The 19036-nt window shown below is 66.5% G+C and carries 18 protein-coding genes; 9 read left to right on the top strand and 9 right to left on the bottom strand.

Annotated features, from left to right (window positions below):
* Positions 1-158: 158 nt before the first annotated feature.
* Positions 159-2717: a LuxR C-terminal-related transcriptional regulator gene (locus AB0O71_RS12275; RefSeq protein WP_363745688.1), complete on the bottom strand. Its 2559-nt coding sequence runs from the start codon at positions 2715-2717 to the stop codon at positions 159-161.
* 296 nt (positions 2718-3013) lie between these two features.
* Here AB0O71_RS12275 and AB0O71_RS12270 point away from each other — a divergent pair, with 296 nt between their 5' ends.
* The 4 genes from AB0O71_RS12270 to AB0O71_RS12255 all read left to right on the top strand — a co-directional run bounded on the left by AB0O71_RS12270 (position 3014) and on the right by AB0O71_RS12255 (position 9128).
* On the top strand, positions 3014-3913 hold the full coding sequence (locus AB0O71_RS12270; RefSeq protein WP_363745686.1) for an ABC transporter substrate-binding protein: 900 nt from the start codon (positions 3014-3016) through the stop codon (positions 3911-3913).
* 11 nt (positions 3914-3924) lie between these two features.
* Positions 3925-4953, top strand: a complete 1029-nt coding sequence (locus AB0O71_RS12265; RefSeq protein WP_363745684.1) for an amino acid ABC transporter permease — start codon at positions 3925-3927, stop codon at positions 4951-4953.
* A complete protein-coding gene (locus tag AB0O71_RS12260; protein WP_363745682.1) occupies positions 4950-5729 on the top strand; it encodes an amino acid ABC transporter ATP-binding protein in 780 nt (259 codons plus the stop codon). Before AB0O71_RS12265 ends, AB0O71_RS12260 begins: the two co-directional genes overlap by 4 nt.
* 150 nt (positions 5730-5879) lie before the next feature.
* Positions 5880-9128 carry a M14 family zinc carboxypeptidase gene (locus AB0O71_RS12255; protein ID WP_363745680.1) on the top strand — a complete coding sequence of 1083 codons (3249 nt, stop codon included), beginning with the start codon at positions 5880-5882 and terminating at the stop codon, positions 9126-9128.
* Positions 9129-9184: 56 nt separating this feature from the next.
* On the opposite strand, the gene tagD is transcribed toward AB0O71_RS12255, so the two are convergent.
* From tagD to AB0O71_RS12230, 5 genes are all read right to left on the bottom strand, one after another.
* Positions 9185-9583 carry a glycerol-3-phosphate cytidylyltransferase gene (gene tagD, locus AB0O71_RS12250; RefSeq protein WP_363745678.1) on the bottom strand — a complete coding sequence of 133 codons (399 nt, stop codon included), beginning with the start codon at positions 9581-9583 and terminating at the stop codon, positions 9185-9187.
* 60 nt (positions 9584-9643) lie between these two features.
* A complete protein-coding gene (locus AB0O71_RS12245; RefSeq protein WP_363745718.1) occupies positions 9644-9859 on the bottom strand; it encodes a hypothetical protein in 216 nt (71 codons plus the stop codon).
* Entirely contained in the window at positions 9859-9993 is a 135-nt protein-coding gene (locus AB0O71_RS12240) for a hypothetical protein (RefSeq protein WP_363745676.1), read from the bottom strand. Before AB0O71_RS12240 ends, AB0O71_RS12245 begins: the two co-directional genes overlap by 1 nt.
* Before the next feature lie 60 nt (positions 9994-10053).
* A complete protein-coding gene (locus AB0O71_RS12235; RefSeq protein ID WP_363745674.1) occupies positions 10054-10380 on the bottom strand; it encodes a hypothetical protein in 327 nt (108 codons plus the stop codon).
* A gap of 129 nt (positions 10381-10509) precedes the next feature.
* On the bottom strand, positions 10510-12141 hold the full coding sequence (locus tag AB0O71_RS12230; RefSeq protein ID WP_363745672.1) for a helix-turn-helix domain-containing protein: 1632 nt from the start codon (positions 12139-12141) through the stop codon (positions 10510-10512).
* A 96-nt stretch (positions 12142-12237) separates the two neighbouring features.
* On the opposite strand from AB0O71_RS12230, the gene lysA reads away from it, so the two are divergent.
* The 5 genes from lysA to AB0O71_RS12205 all read left to right on the top strand — a co-directional run bounded on the left by lysA (position 12238) and on the right by AB0O71_RS12205 (position 16815).
* Positions 12238-13569, top strand: a complete 1332-nt coding sequence (gene lysA, locus AB0O71_RS12225; RefSeq protein WP_363745670.1) for a diaminopimelate decarboxylase — start codon at positions 12238-12240, stop codon at positions 13567-13569.
* Between the two features lie 70 nt (positions 13570-13639).
* Complete coding sequence (locus tag AB0O71_RS12220; protein WP_336662176.1) at positions 13640-14599, top strand: ABC transporter substrate-binding protein; 960 nt, start codon at positions 13640-13642, stop codon at positions 14597-14599.
* A gap of 8 nt (positions 14600-14607) precedes the next feature.
* Positions 14608-15561 (top strand): amino acid ABC transporter permease, encoded by a 954-nt coding sequence (locus tag AB0O71_RS12215; protein WP_336662175.1) that lies wholly within the window; start codon positions 14608-14610, stop codon positions 15559-15561.
* On the top strand, positions 15554-16369 hold the full coding sequence (locus AB0O71_RS12210) for an amino acid ABC transporter ATP-binding protein (protein WP_363745667.1): 816 nt from the start codon (positions 15554-15556) through the stop codon (positions 16367-16369). Before AB0O71_RS12215 ends, AB0O71_RS12210 begins: the two co-directional genes overlap by 8 nt.
* Positions 16370-16407: 38 nt before the next feature.
* Positions 16408-16815, top strand: coding sequence for a hotdog domain-containing protein (locus tag AB0O71_RS12205; protein ID WP_090145610.1), 408 nt, complete (start codon positions 16408-16410; stop codon positions 16813-16815).
* Positions 16816-16821: 6 nt separating this feature from the next.
* Here AB0O71_RS12205 and AB0O71_RS12200 read toward each other — a convergent pair whose 3' ends face one another.
* The 3 genes from AB0O71_RS12200 to AB0O71_RS12190 form a co-directional block, all read right to left on the bottom strand.
* Positions 16822-17292 (bottom strand): GNAT family N-acetyltransferase, encoded by a 471-nt coding sequence (locus AB0O71_RS12200; RefSeq protein WP_363745665.1) that lies wholly within the window; start codon positions 17290-17292, stop codon positions 16822-16824.
* Positions 17289-17594, bottom strand: a complete 306-nt coding sequence (locus AB0O71_RS12195) for a cupin domain-containing protein (protein ID WP_090145604.1) — start codon at positions 17592-17594, stop codon at positions 17289-17291. The genes AB0O71_RS12200 and AB0O71_RS12195 overlap by 4 nt, the downstream gene beginning before the upstream one ends.
* A 65-nt stretch (positions 17595-17659) precedes the next feature.
* Positions 17660-18871 carry a helix-turn-helix domain-containing protein gene (locus tag AB0O71_RS12190; protein WP_090145601.1) on the bottom strand — a complete coding sequence of 404 codons (1212 nt, stop codon included), beginning with the start codon at positions 18869-18871 and terminating at the stop codon, positions 17660-17662.
* Between the last annotated feature and the right edge of the window lie 165 nt (positions 18872-19036).

Here is a 19036-nt window from a genome sequence, read left to right as displayed (position 1 = left end):
GCGTGTGCGCCGCTGTGCGGCGTTACAGCTGCCGCGGTCGCGGGCCTCGATCGAGACATGGTGTCGCCTCCGTGCCAGTGCGCCCGGGGCTCCTGAACCTCCGGGTCGTCCTCACAGGCTATGCAACGATTTGGCTACGATTCAAGGCCTTGCGCGGCTCAGACCAAACCCATCTGCCGCGCGCGAGCGAGCGCCTCCGTGCGACTCGAGACCTTGAGCTTCTTATAGATGCTGCGGGTCTGCGTCTTGATCGTGTTCGACGACACGTGCAGGTCGCCCGCGATCTCGTCGATGGAGCCGCCCCTGGCGAGTTCGATCAGCACGAGCGCTTCGCGCTTCGACAGTTCTTCGAGCACGACCTCATCGCTGGCGAAGGGGCTTCCCGGTGGCATGCGCCACACATCGGGGGGCACCAGGGATCTGATGATCGCCAGTTCGCCGGCGGGAATCCACAGGAGCGGCAACCGGTTGTCGAGCCGATCGAGAGCCAGGAACGCCTGCGTGGCAAGCGACGTCGCGCACCTCGCATTTCCCTGCCGCGCATTCGCAGCTGCACGGAGCAACTGCTGCTGCACCTGCTGCGCCGGGAACGCACCCGGATCAAGCGCACCCGGGTCGTGTGTTTCGCGGTCGATCACGTCGAGATGCGCGAGCGCCTCGATCGGTTGCGACGCGAGGATCGCCAGGCGGGCGCGTGCCAGCTGCGACGAGGTGCCGTTCCCGACGTGGGTGAGCGCCGCGCGTGCGCTCACCAGGTCGCCGGTTGCGAGCAGAAATTCTCCGCGCAGCGTCTGCAGCTCTTCCGTCCAGCCTGCGCTGATCGGCAGATGCCTGCGCTCGGCGAGCGCAGCGTCGAGCTCCTGGTATCCGAGCGCTGCCTGGCTAGCGACGAGACGCGCGATGCCGCGCGTCCACACGATGGTGGGCCACAGCTCTGAGTCGTCCATGCGCGCCGAGACCGCCCGCAACGCCTCGAATGCGTCGTCGTGCTGCCCGAGGCTCAACGCGCGGAGGGCAGTGGCGAGGTGCCAGCCGATACTGTGCGCCGACTCCTGCCAGCCGGCTCGCGACGCATCGACCGCGCTCAGTTCGCGTTTGGCCGAGCGCAGGTCTCCCATGCGTGCGTGCGCGAAGGCGAGGACCGAGTGCAGGTGCGCTTGCCTGCCCGGATGCGTATCGTCGGCGAGCCCCTCGGAAAGCGCGAGCGCGCGGGCGACTCGAGCGGCGAGCAGTTCGGTGACGATGACCTGCAGCCGGGCCGCGTGCATGCCCGACCTCCAGCTCTGCGAGCCGAGTGCTCCCTGTTGCAAGAACTGCTCGCCGACATCGGCCGCCGCTTCATACGCTCGGCTCACCCGCAATCCGGCGAAGCGGGCGAGCAGCAGGAGACGACCCGCCGCACCTCGCGCCTCCGTCGCGCGATTCTCGAGCGTCGGCATGCCGATGTCGAGCAGCTGGCGCATGCGCGGGGTGGGCACGATCGAATCTTCGCTGAGGGCCACCGCCATCATGATCGGAATCGTGCCCTCCCGCGCGAGCCGTTCGGCGGAGATGCCGTCGGTGACGGCGAGGAGCTCCCCCGAACGCCTCAGGCTGATCTCCGAGTAGTTGCGAACGAAATGAGGGAAGATGGCGCGATCCATGTTCCCCTCGATGAGCAGTTCCAGTACATCGATCGGATCCGCCTGCTCGTACAGGTGCTCGAACGCGAGTTGCCGAACCTCCGCGATGCGCGTAGCGGGCAGTTCGCCGACCGCGCTCGGGCGCAGTGCGCCCGCGATGAGCGTGTGGAGACGAAACCGCGTGCGCCCGTGCTGGGCGGAGACGCGACCGTATCCGAGCGCGTCGAAGCGCTCGAAATCCGCCCATGCCGAGGGGCCGCCCAATTGCGCTGCGAATGCTTCGTCGATCTCGGGCACGAGCGAAGCGAGGAGAGCGAGTTCGCGATCGGCGCGCGACGCAAAATCCGGAGCGAAGCCGGCGAGCAGTGTTTCGATGCCGCCAACCACCTCATCCGGCGTGGGCCGATGCGCGCCGCCCCGCGACAGCCCCGACATGACCGACAGGGCGAGCCGTACGGCGAGCGGGTGGCCTCGCGTCGAACGTCGCAGGGTGGCGATCTCGGATTCCGAGAGACGATAGGGAAGGGCCGACGCTGCGGTGGCGATCTCACTCGCGGTGAACGCAAGATCAGCGGTGCTCAGGATCGTGACGGCGAGCCCCGCGGCTGTCAGCGGCATCTCGAATCGCGTCGTCGACCGCGACGTCGCGAGCAGCCGTACATGCGGAGCACGGTGGAGCAGTGACACCAGCTGATCCTGCAGCTCGTTCGCAGCGAAGTGCAGGTCGTCGAGCACCAGGGTGACGGGATGCGGGTCGCGCATCGACGCCGACGTCACCAGGGGGAGAGCTTCCTCGGGCGAAATTCTGCCTTCCAGGAAGTCGCGTGCGAGCGGCCCGAACGTCTCCGGCCTGGCCGCGCCGAAGGCCTGCATGATGCGCAGCCAGAAGCTGCGGAGATCGTTCGCTCCGGCGTCGAGGGCGACCCACGCGAGCGCCGTCGGCTGTCGTTGCGACGACCACTGCGAGAGCAGCTCGGTCTTCCCCGCGCCATGCTCTGCCGTGATGATGACGACGCGCCCCGCGTGACTGAGCCGTTGCAGGAGTGGCACGCGTTGCACGTGACCGTGCATCGCGATTGCGCTCTCGTCTGCCACGACCTCCCCCGGCACTGAGCTTCCCCACTTCTTCAGCCCGGTTCGTACGAGCGATCACGGGCTGAGGTGCTTCGCAAAACAAGAGACTCGGATCGAGCCGGTCCCAGCTTAACCGGAATGTTATGACGGGTGATGGGTCCCTCGTGGGGCTGAATGGAGCGCGGACTCGGGCTGGGCGGCAGCCGCTCTATGGACCGGGGGAGAGACTCTGTCACAGAACCGTTACCGGGGCGCAGTAGGCTCGGGGGCGAGATTCAGACAGGACTTCGAGTCCCTTCCGATACATGGAGACATCAATGAAGATTCGTTTCGCACTTCCCGCTCTCGCCGCGGCAGCCGTGCTCACTCTGACCGGATGCGTGAACAACGCCGAGTCCGAAGGCGGAGCGGGGTCCACCGACTCCGCTCCCGCCGCCGAGATCACCGCAGACGAGGCCGCAGTCGCGCTCCTCCCGCAGGAGCTCAAGGATTCGGGCGAGCTCCGCATCGGCACCGACGCTGAGTACCCGCCGAACGAGTACAAGGACGCCGACGGCAACCCCGTCGGCTGGGGAGTCACGCTCGCCGAGGCCGTCTCCGCGAAGCTCGGCCTCGAGCCGAAGTGGGAGATCCTCGGGTTCGACAGCATCATTCCGCGCATCCAGGAGGGCGCGCTCGACATGGGCTCCTCCTCGTTCACCGATAACGTCGAGCGTCAGAAGTCCGTGGACTTCGTCGACTTCCTGAACGCGGGCACGCAGTGGGCGGCCGCCAGCGGCGCCGACGTCGATCCCGACGACGCATGCGGTCTCACGATCGCGGTGCAGGCGACCACCGTGCAAGACACGGATGAGCTGCCCGCGAAGTCGAAGGCCTGCACCGATGCGGGCAAGGAGCCGATCGAGGTGCTGCGCTTCGACGGACAGCCGGAGGCCACGCAGGCTGTCGTCGACGGACGCGCCGAAGCCTTCTCCGCCGATCTGCCCGTGACGGGCGACGCGGTGGCGAAGCTGAGCGATCAGCTGGAAACCGTCGGCGACGTCTTCGACGCCGCTCCGTACGGCTTCGCCACGCAGAAGGACGGCGAGACGACGAAGGCCGTGCAGGCCGCGCTGCAGTCCCTCATCGATGACGGCACCTACCTCGAGATCCTCACGGAGGCAGGCATCGAAGACGGCGCGGTCGAGCAGGCCGACATCAACGCCGGCACGGAGTAGTCGCGTAGATCATGTCGCATACCCACTCCTCGGATGCGGGGCCAGACGCCTCGCATCCGAAGTCGGCGCCGATTGAGGCGATCCGGCTCCGGCACCCCTGGCGAACCGTGTTCGCCGTGGTGCTCGTGCTCCTCGTGGCACTCTTCATCTACGACGCCGCATTCAACCGGCCGGTGTTCAACTGGGGCGAGGTCGGCAAGTACCTGTTCGACGTGCGCATCGTTTCAGGCGCCGGCTATGCGCTGCAGCTGACCCTCTACTCGATGATCATCGCCGTGCTGCTGGGCGTCACCATCGCCGTGATGCGGCAGTCGCCCAACCCGGTCGTGAAATCGATCGCCTGGGTGTTCCTGTGGCTCTTCCGAGGCACCCCGGTCTATGTGCAGCTCGTCTTCTGGGGCCTGGTGCCGACGATCTACAAGTCGATCAGTCTCGGAATCCCGTTCACGGAAGCGGCCTTCACGCTCAACACGAAGGACCTGCTGAGCTACTTCACGCTCGCCGTGATCGGCCTCGCCTTGAACGAAGCCGCGTACATGGCCGAAATCGTGCGCGCGGGGCTCCTGTCGGTGGACAAGGGGCAGAATGAGGCGGCGACCGCGCTCGGCCTCGGCTGGTGGCACACGATGAGCCGCGTGATCCTGCCTCAGGCGATGCGCGTCATCATCCCACCGACCGGCAACGAAGTCATCTCGATGTTGAAGACCACGTCGCTCGTGACCGCGGTGCCGTTCACCCTCGATCTGTACGGACGCGCGCGCGATATCTCCGCCGTGACCTATCAGCCCGTGCCCATGCTCATCGTCGCTTCGATCTGGTATCTGGCCGTCACCTCGATCCTCATGGTCGGGCAGTACTTCCTCGAGCGGCACTTCGCCAAGGGCGTGCTGCAGCGGCCCGACGTCATGAAGCCGACCGTTGCCACGCAGTCCGTCGGAGTCGTCGGCGTCGACGACCCGGAGCACCCGAAATATCCCGGGGCCGGGGGCGGAGAGAACATCGTGCCTCCGCACAACCGACCCGGAGGGGGTGGCGCATGAACGTGCACGCAACTGACACACCGATGGTCAGGGCCGAGGGCGTCTCGAAGTCATTCGGATCGAACCTCGTGCTCAAGTCGATCTCGCTCGAAGTGCAGCGCGGCGAGGTGCTGTGCCTCGTCGGGCCGTCGGGCTCGGGCAAGTCGACCTTCCTCCGGTGCATCAACCACCTGGAGACTGTGAACGCGGGAAGGCTCGCGGTCGACGGCGAACTCGTCGGGTACCGGCAGAAGGGCGACAAGCTCTACGAGATGCACCCTCGCGAAGCCGCGGCGCAGCGCCGTGACATCGGCATGGTGTTTCAGCGGTTCAACCTCTTTCCGCACATGACCGCGCTTGAGAACGTCATGGTCGCCCCGACGCTGCTGAAGAAGCGCAGCAAGGCGCAGCTGAAGTCACAGGCTATGGAGCTGCTGGCGCGCGTGGGCCTCGCCGAGCGACACGACTACTACCCGGCTCACCTCTCGGGCGGGCAGCAGCAGCGCGTCGCCATCGCGCGGGCGCTCGCGATGGAGCCCAAGCTGATGCTGTTCGACGAGCCGACCTCGGCGCTCGACCCCGAGCTGGTCGGCGAGGTGCTCGACGTCATGAAGGGACTCGCGGAGAGCGGCATGACGATGATCGTGGTGACGCATGAAATGGGGTTCGCGCGCGAGGTCGCCGACAAGCTCGTGTTCATGGATGGCGGCGTGGTCGTGGAATCGGGCGACCCCGCCGAGGTGCTCGCGAACCCGCAGCGGGAGCGCACGAAGGCCTTCCTGTCGAAGGTGCTCTGAGCGACCGAAACTGAGTGTCACGCGCTCAGGCGCGGACGCAGGATCGTGGCGGGGGCCCATCGGGCCCCCGCCACGTGTGCAATACCCGGCCGCCACGAAGGGGAACCTCGGTGCGGTTGGAGTCGATGAAGACTGAACAGAAAGGCAACGATGGTTACGAAACGGTCATCAACAGCCATGATCGGTGCGGGGGCACTGGTCGCGGCGTTGTTCGTGGGGGGCATTCCCACCGCGGCCACTGCAGCACCGGGCGATGCGCCCACTCCCATCACCTATGAGATCTCCGACCGGGTCCAGGGGCCGGCGAGTTACCCGGTGCAGACCCCGCTGCCCGAGGCGCCCGATGACGCGAGCGATCAGTCGCTCGTGCGCGGCGCGGTGCCGTACGCGGAGGTGGCTCGCACGGTGAACCGCCTCATGACGGAGAGCGACCGCGTGTCCGCGCAAGTCGTGGGCAGCTCCGTGCAGGGGCGCGACATCCAGCTCGTCACGCTGACGTCGCCCGAGACGGCGGAGCAGACCGAGCAGCAGCGGGCTTGGAAGGAACGGATCAAGCAGGACCCGGCGGGCGCTGCTGCCGATACGGCGCTCACCGAGGGCTACAAGGTGCCGATCTGGTTCAACGGCAATATTCACGGCAACGAGTGGGAGGGCGCCGACATTATTCTCGAGTACATCGAGAAGCTCGCGACCTCAGATGACCCGGCGATCGTCGAGATGCTCGAGCAGTACCGGTTCTACTTCACCGTGACCAACAATCCCGACGGGCGCGTCAACGGCACGCGCGCGAACGCCGACGGATTCGACGCGAACCGCGACATGATTACCGGCGTGACGCCGGAGTCCCGCGTGATCCGCGACCTTGCCGGCGTCATCCAGCCGACCTTCTACGTCGATCTGCACGGGTACACCGATGTGCTCCAGATCGAACCCTGCGGCCCGCCGCACGGCGAGAACTACGAGTACGACCTCTTCCTGCCCCACGCCTACTCGGCCGCACTCGCGATCGAGCAGGCTGTGGTCGGCGCGAACATCGAGGGCAACCCGCTGACGGATGACGGCGGCATCTTGATCCCCTACCGCGACATCCGTTCGGGTTGGGACGACTGGCCTCCGCTCTTCACTCCGCAGTTCCTCGCCTACCAGGGCGCCGTCACCAACACGGTCGAGCTGCCTCTGGGCCGCGGCGGAAACCCGGACCAGGCTGAGCGCGAGCGCCGCACCGGCGTGAACGTCGAGGTCGGCATGGTCACGGTCGAGAGCGCGAGCGCCTACTTCGCCGAGAACTCGGGCGCCCTGCTGCAGAACCAGATGGAGATCTTCCGTCGCGGCGATGCCGGCGAGCCCCTCAAGTCGATTCCGGCCGACCCGAATCCCGCGGACTACCCGGGGATGCCGCTCGAGTGGATCGACGTCTGGGACGAGACCGACGTGTACGGTGCGGAGTTCCCGCGCGCATACGTGATTCCGGCGAATACCGATCAGCAGCGCTCCGTCACCGATGCGGCGCGACTCGTCGACCAGCTCATCGCGAACGGCGTCGAGGTCTCGCGCGCGACCACGCCGCTGACCGCGGGTGACACGACGTACCCGGCGGGCAGCTACGTGATCGACATGCACCAGCCGCTGCGCGGCATGGCGAATGTGCTGCTCGCCGATGGCTCGGACATCACGGAGCGGGTTCCTGATATGTACGACATGTCGGCGTGGAGCCTCGCGCTCCTGTGGGGCGCCGACGTCTTCCCCGTGGGGGCGTCGCAGGACGCGTCGCTCGACGGCGTGGGCCTCGAGATCGTCGCGGAAGCCGCTCCGACCGGCGTGCTGCCTGAAGAGGCCGGCTACCTCGAGCTCGCAACGCCGGGGGCTGCCGAGTACCAGGCGATCAACGTGCTGCTCGAGCAGGGTGTTGCCGTGTCGTCGTTCGCCGACGGATCGGTGATCATCGGCGGCGATGAGACGACGCGTGCCGCAGCGCTGGCCGTGGCCGACGCGTACGGCGTGCAGTTCACCGCGACGACGGGCGTGCGCCTGCTCACGGAGACGAGCACCGCGCTGAAGGCTTTGCGGGTGGCGTACTCGGGCAATCAGGACGACCGCGTGACGCTGAGCCGTCTCGGGTTCACGGACCAGGTGCGGGTCGACGCGGCATCGCTCACGGCCGATCCGACTCTGCTCGATGACGTCGACGTGCTGTGGGTCGGCGGCAACCTGGCATTCGCTGCGGAGCAGACGGCGGGAGCCAACGCTGTGGCTGCGTTCATCGCGGCCGGCAACGGCGTCGCGGGCCGGGGAACCGCCGTCGCGAACTTCGCGAACGCCTTCAGCCTCACCGAGGTCACCGCGACCAGCGGTACGCGCAGCTCGAACGGCATCGTCCGAGTGGAGAACTCCGAGGGCGGCCTGCTCTCGACCTATCCGCAAGACACAGCCTTCGTCACCCCCGCGGTCTGGTACACCGGACTGGGCGAGAACGCCGTCGTCGAGCAGAGCTACGCGACGGAGAACCTCTTCGTCTCGGGGCACTGGGCCGATGTCGGCAGCAACGGGGCGCCGGGAACGAGCCGCGCCGATGCGGCCGGGCAGGCCTCTGCGGTATCCGCGGTCTCGGATTCGGGCAGCGAGCTGGTCATGCTCGGCACGTCGGTCAACTTCCGCACGCACCCGGTTGGCAGCTACCCGTGGATCGCGCGGGCGCTGTTCGACGTCAACGCGAATCCCGGCACAGCGGTACCGGTGACGCTCGGCGAGGAGCACCTCACCGATGACACCCGCGGTGGGGTGCAGGTGCCAGCCGAGATCGAGATCGGCGCGTCATTCGACGTGACCTTCGCAGATCTCGCCGACGGTACCGAGGTGGCGCTGAGCTACTTCGGCGCGAGCGTGCCTGCGACGGAGACGACTGATCCCGCGACGGACTCCACGGCGCCCGCACCGACCGCGCTGCTCGCCATGGGCACGGTCACCGGCAACACACTCACGGTCGATGCGCTTCCCGAGGGCATCGAGCCGGGTGAGCTGCGGATCGCCGCGAGCCAGGCCGAGGGCATGGCGCTCATCGGCTGGGACGACACGGTCGCGGTCGCGGCCGAGGTTCCCGGTGGGGATCCGGGCGCTGGCGCAAGCGGTGCCGCGGATGGCAGTGCGGCCGGCGCTGCTGACGGCGGCGCGAGCGGTGCGGCCGCAGGTGCTGCCGATGGTGGGGCCGCAGCGGGCGGGGGATCGGCCTCGGCTGATCCGGCGTCGGCGAGCGGGGCCGCTGACGGCGGTCAGGGCGAGCTCAGCAACACCGGCGGCATGCAGCTCACCGGTGGCATCGCGCTCGCACTGCTGCTCGCGCTCGGCGGCGGTGCAGTACTGATCGCGCGTCGCAAGCGACTTGCTCAGGAGACTGCTGCGTAGTCCGCATGCAGGAACGACGCGGGGTGGAGGCCAAGCTTCCACCCCGCGTTCTCTGTTCAGGCGCCGTCGCCGAGATCGTTCTTGATCTTGGTGGTGGAGACGCCCTCGGTGCGGTCGAGATACACGACCTCGCAGTAGTCGCGCAAAATCTCGAAACGGGGGTCGCCCTCCCAGTCGCCACCCATCACCACGGTGTCGATCTCGTACTTCTGCACGTCGCGAATCTTCTGGTCCCATGCTTCCTCGGGAATCACCAGGTCCACGTACCGCACGGCCTCGAGCATGTTCTTGCGGGTCTCGAAGTCGTGGTACGTCTGCTTGCCCTTGCCCGCGTTGAAGGCCTCAGAGGAGGCCGCCACGACGAGGTAGTCTCCGAGCGCGCGAGCCCGGCGCAGGAGTCGAATGTGGCCCCAGTGCAGCAGGTCGAACGTGCCGTAGGTCAGTATTCGCTTCATCGCTCCAGTGTACGGTTCGCCGAGCGGGGCGAGACGTTCGGTCGGCGAGCGCTGCCCAGGTCAGGCGACGAGCACCCAGACGCCGGCGATCGCCGAGGCGATTGCGAGGAGCATGGCGATGCCGATCAGTACGGCGTGCACGGTGAGAAACGTGGTGGCCCGCCCCTGCTCGTCGCGTGCACGCGGATCCTTCGAGATGCGGGTCCAGAAGCGCGGCCACACGACCACGTTGTAGAAGGCGTTGACGAGCAGCAGGATTCCGGCGAAGACGACCATCATTGCTTCAGTGTAGATGCGCGGGCGCTCGCGATGCCGAATCCGAGCTCGCAGACGACGACGCCCGTCAGCATGAGCAGCACGGCGGACCAGCCCACCCCGGCTTCGACGAGCAGCCCGGGCGCGACGATCATTCCGATGCGCCAGCGCGCACGCGAGGCGAGACTGGGCGCAGGGCGAAGCTCGACGACGCGTTATGGCGAGCCGTGCAGTTGCTCGACGAGGTGGGAGTGCGGCACGCGGAGCGCCGACTCGCGCAGCTGATCCTCCACGGGATCACGAGCGAACTGGGCATCCGCGCCTTTCTCGGGTCCTCGTATCGTTCGGGCGTGCACGTGACCCGCGCCGACGGATCGGCCGGAGTGCACCTGGATGAGGCTCGCGGGGTCGGGTCGCGATGCGCACTTCAGCATGGTGGCCAGCCGCGTCTTCCCGCCGGTGTTCCCGGCGGCCGCCCCTCCGCCTGCCCCGTCCGCTGTCCACTCCCCGAACGCACAGGCCTCCTCACTCTGAGGGGTCAACAAGGTGCAGTATTTCCCGGGATTATGCACTTTACTGACCGCTCAGCGAGGCGGGGCGGTCACTCCGGAGCACTTCCCGCGCGAATACCGCACGTCAGTTGTCGCCCGCCGCTGGGGTCTCTCAGCAGGTCAATGGCGGAGCGCCCGCAACTGCGCCCACACGGTCAGCAGATAGTCGGGCCCTCGCGAATCGAAGGGGAGATGCTCGCGAATCCTCCGGAGTCGATAGCGCACTGTTTGCTCGTGCACTCGAAGGCGGCGTGCGGTGCGTCCGACGTTGCCCGACTCCTGCAACCAGCACTCAAGCGTTTCCGAGAGATGCGCGGTCGCAGCCCCGTGATCGAGGAGGGCGCGGACCTCGGGCAGCACGAGTCGATCGTCGACCTCTAGGCGCGTGCGGCATGCTGAGAGGAACAGCTGAGGGCGCGTGCGTTCCACCGTACCGATCCGTTCCCCGAGGCGCTGAGCGGCGGCGGAGACTTCCCGCGCTTCGTCAGTCGCGTACGCGAGTCGAGTGCCGATCGGATGCGGATCGCTGAGACCGATCGTCACGTTTTCCGCCGTCTCGGGTGGCAGTTCTGAGAGTGCGGAGGCCACCCATTCCCCGACGGTCGTGACCTGTCCTGTCGGGCACAAGGCGACGATCTCGTGACTGTCGAGCACCAGCACGAGGTCGGGCATGTACATTGCGAGATACCTGCTCAAGACCGCACGAACTTCTTCGAGTCGTACCCCCACCCAGTGCCCTCTTGCCACGGTCGCGACAAGCATCACCGCGGTCCCTGAGCCCGTCGGATCCAAGGTGTGCTCATCACCGGGTTGACTCGCCGCCACGAGCACGCGCTTGAAGGATTCTTCACGGCGGGAACTGCTCTGGCTGCTGAGTCGCCACGATTCGAGCAGCATGTCGGCGGCGAGCGCGGCTCCCGACGTCAGCAACTGCGCTTTTTCGGCGTCGAGCTCATGCTCTTCGGGGTGTTCGCCTGCAGGATCGACCGCCCAGATCGTACCGAGCGGAATCGTGCCGGCGCGCACGGCGATGGCTGCTCGGGGGAGGTGGTCGCCAAGACGGTCGAATCGCACGATGCCCTCGGCGGCGAGCACGTCGCGGTACCGCCGCTCGTTCACTGGAGCATCACCTGCACGGCGGAACAGAATGCCCGTTGTGCGCAACTCATCGATCGCTTGATCGGGAACCGATGAATGGGCGAGGATCCCGCGCTGGTGATCTTCGATCGCGACTGAGCCTCCGAACCCCCGCGCGATGGTATTCGCAAGCGCGAAAAGCTTGTCCCCGGTCGAAGGCATCGGGGCGAGCGACTGTGCGCTTTCGCCCAGGATCCGGGTCAGCAGTGCGTCGAATTCCCGCCAGCTGACGTGCGCTGCGAGTACCACCGCTGCCACTCCAGCAGCGCTGATGCGCTCCATGAGCGCCTCAGATCGTTCGGAGCTGATGTCCGCTTTCAGTGCGACGCCCGCGCACCCGCTGCTGGCCGCGACCTCCAGCGCTCGCTGCACCTCGGCTGGCACCATCGCATCAGCGGATATCAAGCTGAGAAGCACGCCCTCGCCCCCGGTGTCCGAACTGCGTGCGTCGTAGATGTCGAGTGCGCGAACTACCGGGTCAGCGAGCCCATCCGGAATGACGATGCGGATCAGGTCGCTTCCGAGGCGTTGCTCGAGTTCGTGCAGACGCAGGCCGTATCGGTCCTCCCACGCGAGCGAAGCGTCGGGTGACGTTGCCGTATCCGATAGTTGCATGATCAAAACTTATCGAATCAGACAGTCAATGGGAACGCTGGCGCTCCTAGTGTGGGTGATGCACGACACGCTCATGCCTCAGACAAGGAGTCACCGGTGACCCACGCGCACGTTCTTCCGCCCTCGGTCGCGAGAGTGTTTCCCCGTAACAGCGGGGTGGGCGCCGCGGGAGACCTCACGGTTGGGGGCTGTTCGGTGCCCGAACTCGCCCGACGATTCGGAACGCCGCTCTACGCATTCGACGAAGCCGGCCTGCGTCAGACGATGCGCGAATACCGCGATGGCCTCGCCTCCCGCTGGCCGCGGTCGCGAGTCTGTTTCGCCTCAAAATCACTGCCGTGCATCGCGGCCTACGCGATCGCCGAGGCCGAGGGCCTCTCAGTCGACGTGGCGGGTGAGGGCGAATTGCGCCTCGCGCTCGCGGCGGGAGTCGAGCCGGGTCGCATCACGCTGCACGGCAACGCGAAGAGTCGGGCGGAAGTGCAACTCGCGCTCCGGTCCGGGGTCGGCATCATCGTGATCGACAATCTGCATGACGTCGAGATGCTCTCCGAATGCGCAACAGCCGACCAGGATGTGCTGATCCGCGTGATTCCCGAGATCGACGCGCAGACGCATCCGGCGATTGCAACGGGAGGCCACAGGTCGAAGTTCGGGCTGCCGATGGCAGACGCCCTGCAGGCGATCGAAGATCTGTGTGGGCATCCATTCATTCGCGTGCGGGGCGTGCATCTGCACATCGGCTCCCAGATTCTCGATACCGAACCATTCGCGGCGGCAGTCGCCGTACTGGCGGAACTCGGGAACTTCGACACGTACAACCTCGGAGGTGGTCTGGGGGTCGATTACTCCTCGGACGATGATGCGCCGAGCATCGGCGCCTATCTTGACGCCATCGTGGGTGCTGCACGTCGATCGCTCCCGGAGCATGCCGAGTTGATCATCGAACCCGGGCGGTCGTTGGTCGCTCGCAGCGGCATCACCGTCTACGGCGTGCGAAACGTCAAACATTCGAACGACGTCTTCGTGGCCGTGGACGGGGGGATGTCGGATCAGCTCAACATCGCACTCACCCGTGAACGTTTCACCGCGGTCGTGGCGGATCGGGTGACCGCGATCCCTGACACGGTGGCACAACTCGTGGGTCGGCAGTGCGAATCGGGGGATCTGCTCGTAGACCAGGCGCATCTCAGCGCTCCCCGAAGCGGTGACATCATCGCGCTCGGTGCAACGGGCGCGTATGGATTCACGTTCGTCAACAATTACAACGGCGCACTGCATCCGCCGATCGTGTTCTGCAACGAGGGCACGGCGCGCATCGCTGTGCGCCGGCAGACATATGCGGAGCTCGCCGATCGGCATGCGCCTGCGCTCGACACAGATTGGCTCGAAGCGGGCGCCCGCGAAGGGCTGTCACGGCCGCTGTAACCGCGGATCGCACGTCCGCCTCATGTGCTCTCCTGAGCGCACTGACATTTCAATGAAGAAAGGCAGTTCCATGAACAGCACACGTATTCCCCAACTCCTCGCAGTGGTCGCGGTCGGCGCTCTGACGCTCTCAGCCTGCAGCGGGGGCGGAAGCGCATCCGCGGATGGCCCGAGCGACACGGAGCCGGGAGGCATGTCGCTTTCGGTCACCACGGAATTCAGCACGGAAGCGAGTGAGGACGCGGTTGCGCTGCTTCCCGAAGACGTGACCGAGCGCGGCGTCATCCGCATCGCGATGGGGGTGCCGTACCCGCCGTTCGTCGAGTACAACGATGCTGATGAGCTCGTCGGAGTCGACGTCGACATGGCGACCGCGTTGAGCCAGAAGCTCGACATCCCGATCGAGGTGAACCACCAGCCGTTCGAATCGGTGATCCCGTCTCTGCAGGCCGATCGCCACGACCTCATCATGATGGGCATGAACGACTCCGAAGAACGACAGCAAACGCTGAACTTCGTCGAAGAGATCAAAGCGGGGTTCGGCATCGTCGTTGCGAAGGGGAACCCCGAGGGGATCACGACCTTGTCGGACCTGTGCGGCCTGAGCGCTTCTACGCAGAAGTCGACGCTGCAGGCCGAGTTGCTCCAGGAGCTCTCCGATGAGTGCATCGCCAACGGCGAGGCCGGAATCGACGTTCAGGCGCTTCCCGTGGCGCAGGACTCGCAGACCGCGCTGCGGGCTGGCCGCGCGCAAGCGTACATCGTGGATGCTCCGGTCGCGGCCTATACCGTCGCCACCGCGGGCGACGGAGAGCATTTCGAGATGATCGCCGATCCAGAGAATCCTCAGGGCTTCAACCCGGTGTACACGGGGTTCGGATTGCTGAATTCACGAACAGAGCTCACCGACGCCCTGCAGCTCGCGATGCAAGAGCTCATGGATGAAGGTATCTACCAAGACATCCTCGACGAGTACGGCATGGGTTCGCTCGCCTTGGATGAGGCGCTCGTGAACGCGGCGAAGGAGTAGAGCGCCTCATGGCATCGACGGCTCCCAGTCGCGAGTTCGACAACGCGGTGCGTCCGCTCCGGCGGCCGGGCCGATGGGTCGGCGCGGCGGTGATCATCGTCCTCCTCGCCGCCTTCGCGCAAGCGATCGCCACCAACGAGAACATCGATTTCGCCACGATTGGCGAATATCTCCTCAATCCGCGCATCCTCTCCGGCGTGCAACTCACGCTGCTCATCACCGTCATCGCCATGACGTGCGCCGCGATTCTCGCGGTGATCATCGCGGCCATGCGCATGTCCGGCAATCCGGTCATGGTCGCGGTTGCGGCCGTGTACGTCTGGGCGTTCCGCGGGACACCGCTGCTCGTGCAGATCGTGATCTGGGGCTACTTCGGGTTGATCTTCGACAAGATCACGCTCGGGATCCCCTTCACCGACATCGTGTTCGTGCAGGCCGACACCAACACTTTGATCACAGCGCTCGTGGCGGGAATCATCGCGCTCACCCTGAATGAGGCGGCGTACTCCTCGGAGATCGTCCGGTCGGGCATGCTGTCCGTGGATGAGGGTCAGCGCGAAGCGGCCGCTTCGCTGGGCATGAGCCCTGCCTACTGCTTCATGCGGGTGCTCCTGCCGCAGGCGATGCGGGTGATCATCCCGCCGATGGGCAATCAACTCATCTCGATGATCAAGAACACGTCACTGCTGTCGCTGATCGCGGTCCTCGAACTCTATACGCAGGCCACTCAGATCTCGGCGCAGAACCTGCGTCAGGTCGAACTGCTCATCGTGGTGAGCATCTGGTACCTCGCGATCGTCTCGGTGCTCTCGATTCCGCAGCACTACCTCGAGCGCTACTTCGGTCGGGGAAGTACGAAGAATCAACCGCAGACGCTGGCGCAGAAGGCCCGCGAATATACCGGGTCGATCCAGGTGCAGCGGGAGCACAAGCGCAAGCGAAAGGCACAGAATCATGTCTGACTCCACGGTTTTCGGCAGCGGCAGCGAGTCTTCGATCGCACTGAATGACACCGCACTGGTGCAATTGCGGGGCGTGCGGAAACGCTTCGGCACGCTCGAGGTCTTGAAGGGCATCGACATGGATGTGCACGCGGGTGAGGTGACCTGTCTGCTGGGCCCATCTGGCTCGGGCAAATCCACGCTGCTGCGGTGCATCAATCATCTCGAATCGATCAACGGGGGCAGGATCACGGTCGACGGAGAGCTCGTGGGCTACCGCGAGCGCCGGGGTGAACTGCACGAGTTGCATCCGCGCGAGGTGGCGAAGCAACGGCGGAAAATCGGCATGGTGTTCCAACGCTTCAATCTGTTCCCGCATATGACCGCGCTCGAGAACATCATGGAGGCTCCGATTGGCGTGGCGAGACGGCCGAAAGCCCGAGTGCGCGCCGATGCGATGGAACTTCTCGCGCACGTGGGTCTTGAGGATTGGGCCGGTCACTACCCGGCGCAACTGTCGGGTGGCCAGCAGCAGCGCATCGCGATCGCCCGTGCGCTCGCGATGAAGCCGAAGATCATGCTGTTCGATGAACCGACGAGCGCCCTCGATCCTGAACTGGTGGGCGACGTGCTCGAGGTGATGCGAGACCTGGCGCGAGCGGGAACCACGATGGTGGTCGTCACCCACGAGATCGGGTTTGCGCGCAGCGCGGCAGACACCGTTGTCTTCATGGATGACGGTGTCGTCGTGGAATCCGGTACCCCGGAGCAGGTCTTCGACTCCCCGCAGAACCTGCGCACGCAAGGATTCCTGGAGAACGTTCTCTAACAGGGGGATCGTTTGAGCACCCGCATTAGGCTGACGGCATGAACGAGTACCGCCAGATCGTCCGCAAATGGGTGAAGCCGGAAGACCTCAATCAGCACGGGGCGCTGTTCGGCGGCCGCCTGCTCCAGTGGGTCGACGAGGAGGCGGCGATCGTCGCCGTCGCGCAGCTCGGCACCATCGACGTCGTGACCAGGCACATGTCGGCGATCGACTTCTCGGCGCGCGCCGACCGGGGCGACCTGCTCGAGCTCGTCTACTCGATCGTCGCCTACGGCCGCACCTCGATCACCTTGGCGTGCCGTGTGGAGAACGCGGTCACCGGTGCCGAGATCCTCACGCTCGAGCGCATCGTCTTCGTCGCGGTCGATGCGACGGGCGCTCCGGTCGTGCACGGGCGCACCGCCCCGACGCCGGGCACTGAGCGCCTCCGCGAGTCGTCGAAGTGACGCCGACTACTCGGCGGGTCGCAGGTCGTAGGTGACCCACGGCGTCTGCGTCGCGACCCGATCGTAGAGGCTGCGGGCGGCCGTATTGCTCTCGTCGGTGATCCACCGCACGAGCGATGCGCCCTCGTCTCGCGCGATCTCGGCCAGGCGGTGCAGGATCGCGGTGCCCGCTCCCGTGCCGCGCGCATCCGGCGCGGTGAACAGGTCGTCGAGGTAGAGGCCGCTGTCGCCGTAGATCGGGCGGGCATAGGCGCGGTAATGGGCGAGCCCGACCGGCGTGCCGTCGACCTCGGCGATGAGCCCGCGCGTCTGGTGGGCCGGGTCGGTGAGCCACCCCCAGACCGTGTCGTACACCGCTGGGTCGTGCGGTTTCTCGTAGAAGTCGCGATAGCCGCGGTACAGCTCCGCCCACGTCTCCCGGTCGTCGGGTGCGACATCGCGCACGCGGACGCGGCCGGCGGTCGCCCCGTCGCTCATGCGAGGCGCTCCGTCTCGACGAAGACGATCGGCGCGCCGTCGCCGCGATTCTCGACGCGGTGCTCGGAACCGGCGGGTCGCGTGTAGCTCTGCCCGAATACCAGTTCAGCGACGATCTCGCTGCCGTCCGCCGCGACGACGTGCATCGTGTCGGTGACGAGCGGCACGACGACGTACTCGAAGTCGTGCCGGTGCATGGGGATCGCGCCCCCGGGCTGGATCGTCCATCGCGTGACTCTGAAGAACTCGTTCTCGAGCTGCACCTCGCCCTGTGATCCCGTGCCGTGTGCGTCGCTGCTCATGCATCCTCCTCGAACGTGGTGCGGTCTTCGCCGGGAGGCCGGCACCGCAGAACCTGCTCCTCAGCCTACGCCCGCTCGGCGTCGCCGAGACTGGATCGGAGTCCGATGAGTTCGGGATACAGGGCGAGGATCACGTTCGATAGCACGAACGACGACGTGATGGGCTGCCCGAGCGCCTGCTCGACGCGCGACAGGCGATACCGGACGGTGTTGGGGTGCACGAAGAGTGCTGCAGCGGTGCGGGTGACGTTCTGCTCGGTGGCCAGGTACGTGACGAGGGTCTCCCGCAGCTGCGGTGCGGCGATGGGGGCCAGCGTGGTGCGGATCCGCTCCTCCAGCTGGCGCGCGTCGACGTGCGAGAGCAGCCAGGTGGCGAGGTCGATGCGGTCGATGAGCACGGGGCCCAGCCCTTCCGGGGCGGTGGCCGCTGCGGCCCATTGACGTGCGATGCCGAGACCCGTCTCCGCTTCGCGCACGCACTCGGAGATGCGGGAGAGCGCGGAGAACGGCGCGGAGACGCCGACGAGATACTGGCGTGAGATGTCTGCGAGCCACCGCTCGCTCGCCGGCGTATCCGGCACGATCGCGGAGAGCGTCGCCGGGGCGTCCATTCCGACCCGTCGCAGCATCGCGAGGAGCGGCAGCTCCTCCGACCGCGCCCGGGCGTGGAACTGGGTGACGTGCCCCTCCGTGGCGGTCGTGCCGTCGATCGGCGCCGCCTCGATCGTGCGGATGGCGGCGTATGCGGGGAACCGGAATTGCGCGAGCCGACTCCAGAAGCGGTGCTCGCGAGCGGGGAGCACCCCGTCGTAGAGCGATGAGATGAGCTGCTCGTTGTCCCGCCGATCGCGCTGGGTCGCGCCGTACTGGATGCCGTGGACGGCGCCGAGCAATCGCTCGGAGGTGTCGAGGAGGAGTTCGCCGAGCTGGTCGAGCGTGTCGGCGCCCCGGCTGGCGATCGCGATGACGTGCACGCCGTCCCTGAGCGCGACCCGCCGCGTGCGCACCGCCCACCGCCCGATCGACAGCTGGAGCTCGCGGCGGTGCGTCGCCGCCACCTCGTTCCAGATGAGCTGGGTGGGTGCCTCGCCGGTGCTCGCGACGATCGTGCCCTCGAAATCGTAGATGACGGCGGTGCCCTTGCAGAGCGTCGCGATGCGGGACGTCAGGGCGTGCACCGGGTCGGTGGAGGCGACCGCGGAGAGCAGGGCGTTCGTGATGTCGAGCGTGGTGCGGAGGCGATCGATCTCGGTGATCGGAACGGACGGCGTCGTCATGCGGTACTCCGAGCATTGTGTGAACGGGAGATTTCAGGGAGGGTTTCGATGCGATTTTTGGAGATTCTACAAGGGGGCGCTCTGAAAGCTTCGTATTTTCTAGTGACCCCGGCGACGAGGCGCAGCAAGGTTGAGGCATCCGGAACTCAACGATGAACTCCAGGA

Origin of the sequence: Leucobacter sp. NPDC077196 (genome assembly GCF_040687075.1) — a bacterium.
GTDB lineage: Bacteria > Actinomycetota > Actinomycetes > Actinomycetales > Microbacteriaceae > Leucobacter.
Note: the sequence above shows the minus strand (reverse complement) of the source record. Positions and strands in the feature narration are given on the sequence as shown.

What these genes read in the sequence shown, in the direction of transcription:
- AB0O71_RS12270 (WP_363745686.1), top strand. Translation starts at nt 3,014, where the DNA reads ATGAAGATTCGTTTCGCACTTCCCGCTCTCGCCGCGGCAGCCGTGCTC.
- AB0O71_RS12265 (WP_363745684.1), top strand. Translation starts at nt 3,925, where the DNA reads ATGTCGCATACCCACTCCTCGGATGCGGGGCCAGACGCCTCGCATCCG.
- AB0O71_RS12260 (WP_363745682.1), top strand. Translation starts at nt 4,950, where the DNA reads ATGAACGTGCACGCAACTGACACACCGATGGTCAGGGCCGAGGGCGTC.
- AB0O71_RS12255 (WP_363745680.1), top strand. Translation starts at nt 5,880, where the DNA reads ATGGTTACGAAACGGTCATCAACAGCCATGATCGGTGCGGGGGCACTG.
- tagD (WP_363745678.1), bottom strand. Translation starts at nt 9,583, where the DNA reads ATGAAGCGAATACTGACCTACGGCACGTTCGACCTGCTGCACTGGGGC.
- AB0O71_RS12245 (WP_363745718.1), bottom strand. Translation starts at nt 9,859, where the DNA reads ATGGTCGTCTTCGCCGGAATCCTGCTGCTCGTCAACGCCTTCTACAAC.
- AB0O71_RS12240 (WP_363745676.1), bottom strand. Translation starts at nt 9,993, where the DNA reads ATGATCGTCGCGCCCGGGCTGCTCGTCGAAGCCGGGGTGGGCTGGTCC.
- AB0O71_RS12230 (WP_363745672.1), bottom strand. Translation starts at nt 12,141, where the DNA reads ATGCAACTATCGGATACGGCAACGTCACCCGACGCTTCGCTCGCGTGG.
- AB0O71_RS12220 (WP_336662176.1), top strand. Translation starts at nt 13,640, where the DNA reads ATGAACAGCACACGTATTCCCCAACTCCTCGCAGTGGTCGCGGTCGGC.
- AB0O71_RS12215 (WP_336662175.1), top strand. Translation starts at nt 14,608, where the DNA reads ATGGCATCGACGGCTCCCAGTCGCGAGTTCGACAACGCGGTGCGTCCG.
- AB0O71_RS12210 (WP_363745667.1), top strand. Translation starts at nt 15,554, where the DNA reads ATGTCTGACTCCACGGTTTTCGGCAGCGGCAGCGAGTCTTCGATCGCA.
- AB0O71_RS12205 (WP_090145610.1), top strand. Translation starts at nt 16,408, where the DNA reads ATGAACGAGTACCGCCAGATCGTCCGCAAATGGGTGAAGCCGGAAGAC.
- AB0O71_RS12200 (WP_363745665.1), bottom strand. Translation starts at nt 17,292, where the DNA reads ATGAGCGACGGGGCGACCGCCGGCCGCGTCCGCGTGCGCGATGTCGCA.
- AB0O71_RS12195 (WP_090145604.1), bottom strand. Translation starts at nt 17,594, where the DNA reads ATGAGCAGCGACGCACACGGCACGGGATCACAGGGCGAGGTGCAGCTC.
- AB0O71_RS12190 (WP_090145601.1), bottom strand. Translation starts at nt 18,871, where the DNA reads ATGACGACGCCGTCCGTTCCGATCACCGAGATCGATCGCCTCCGCACC.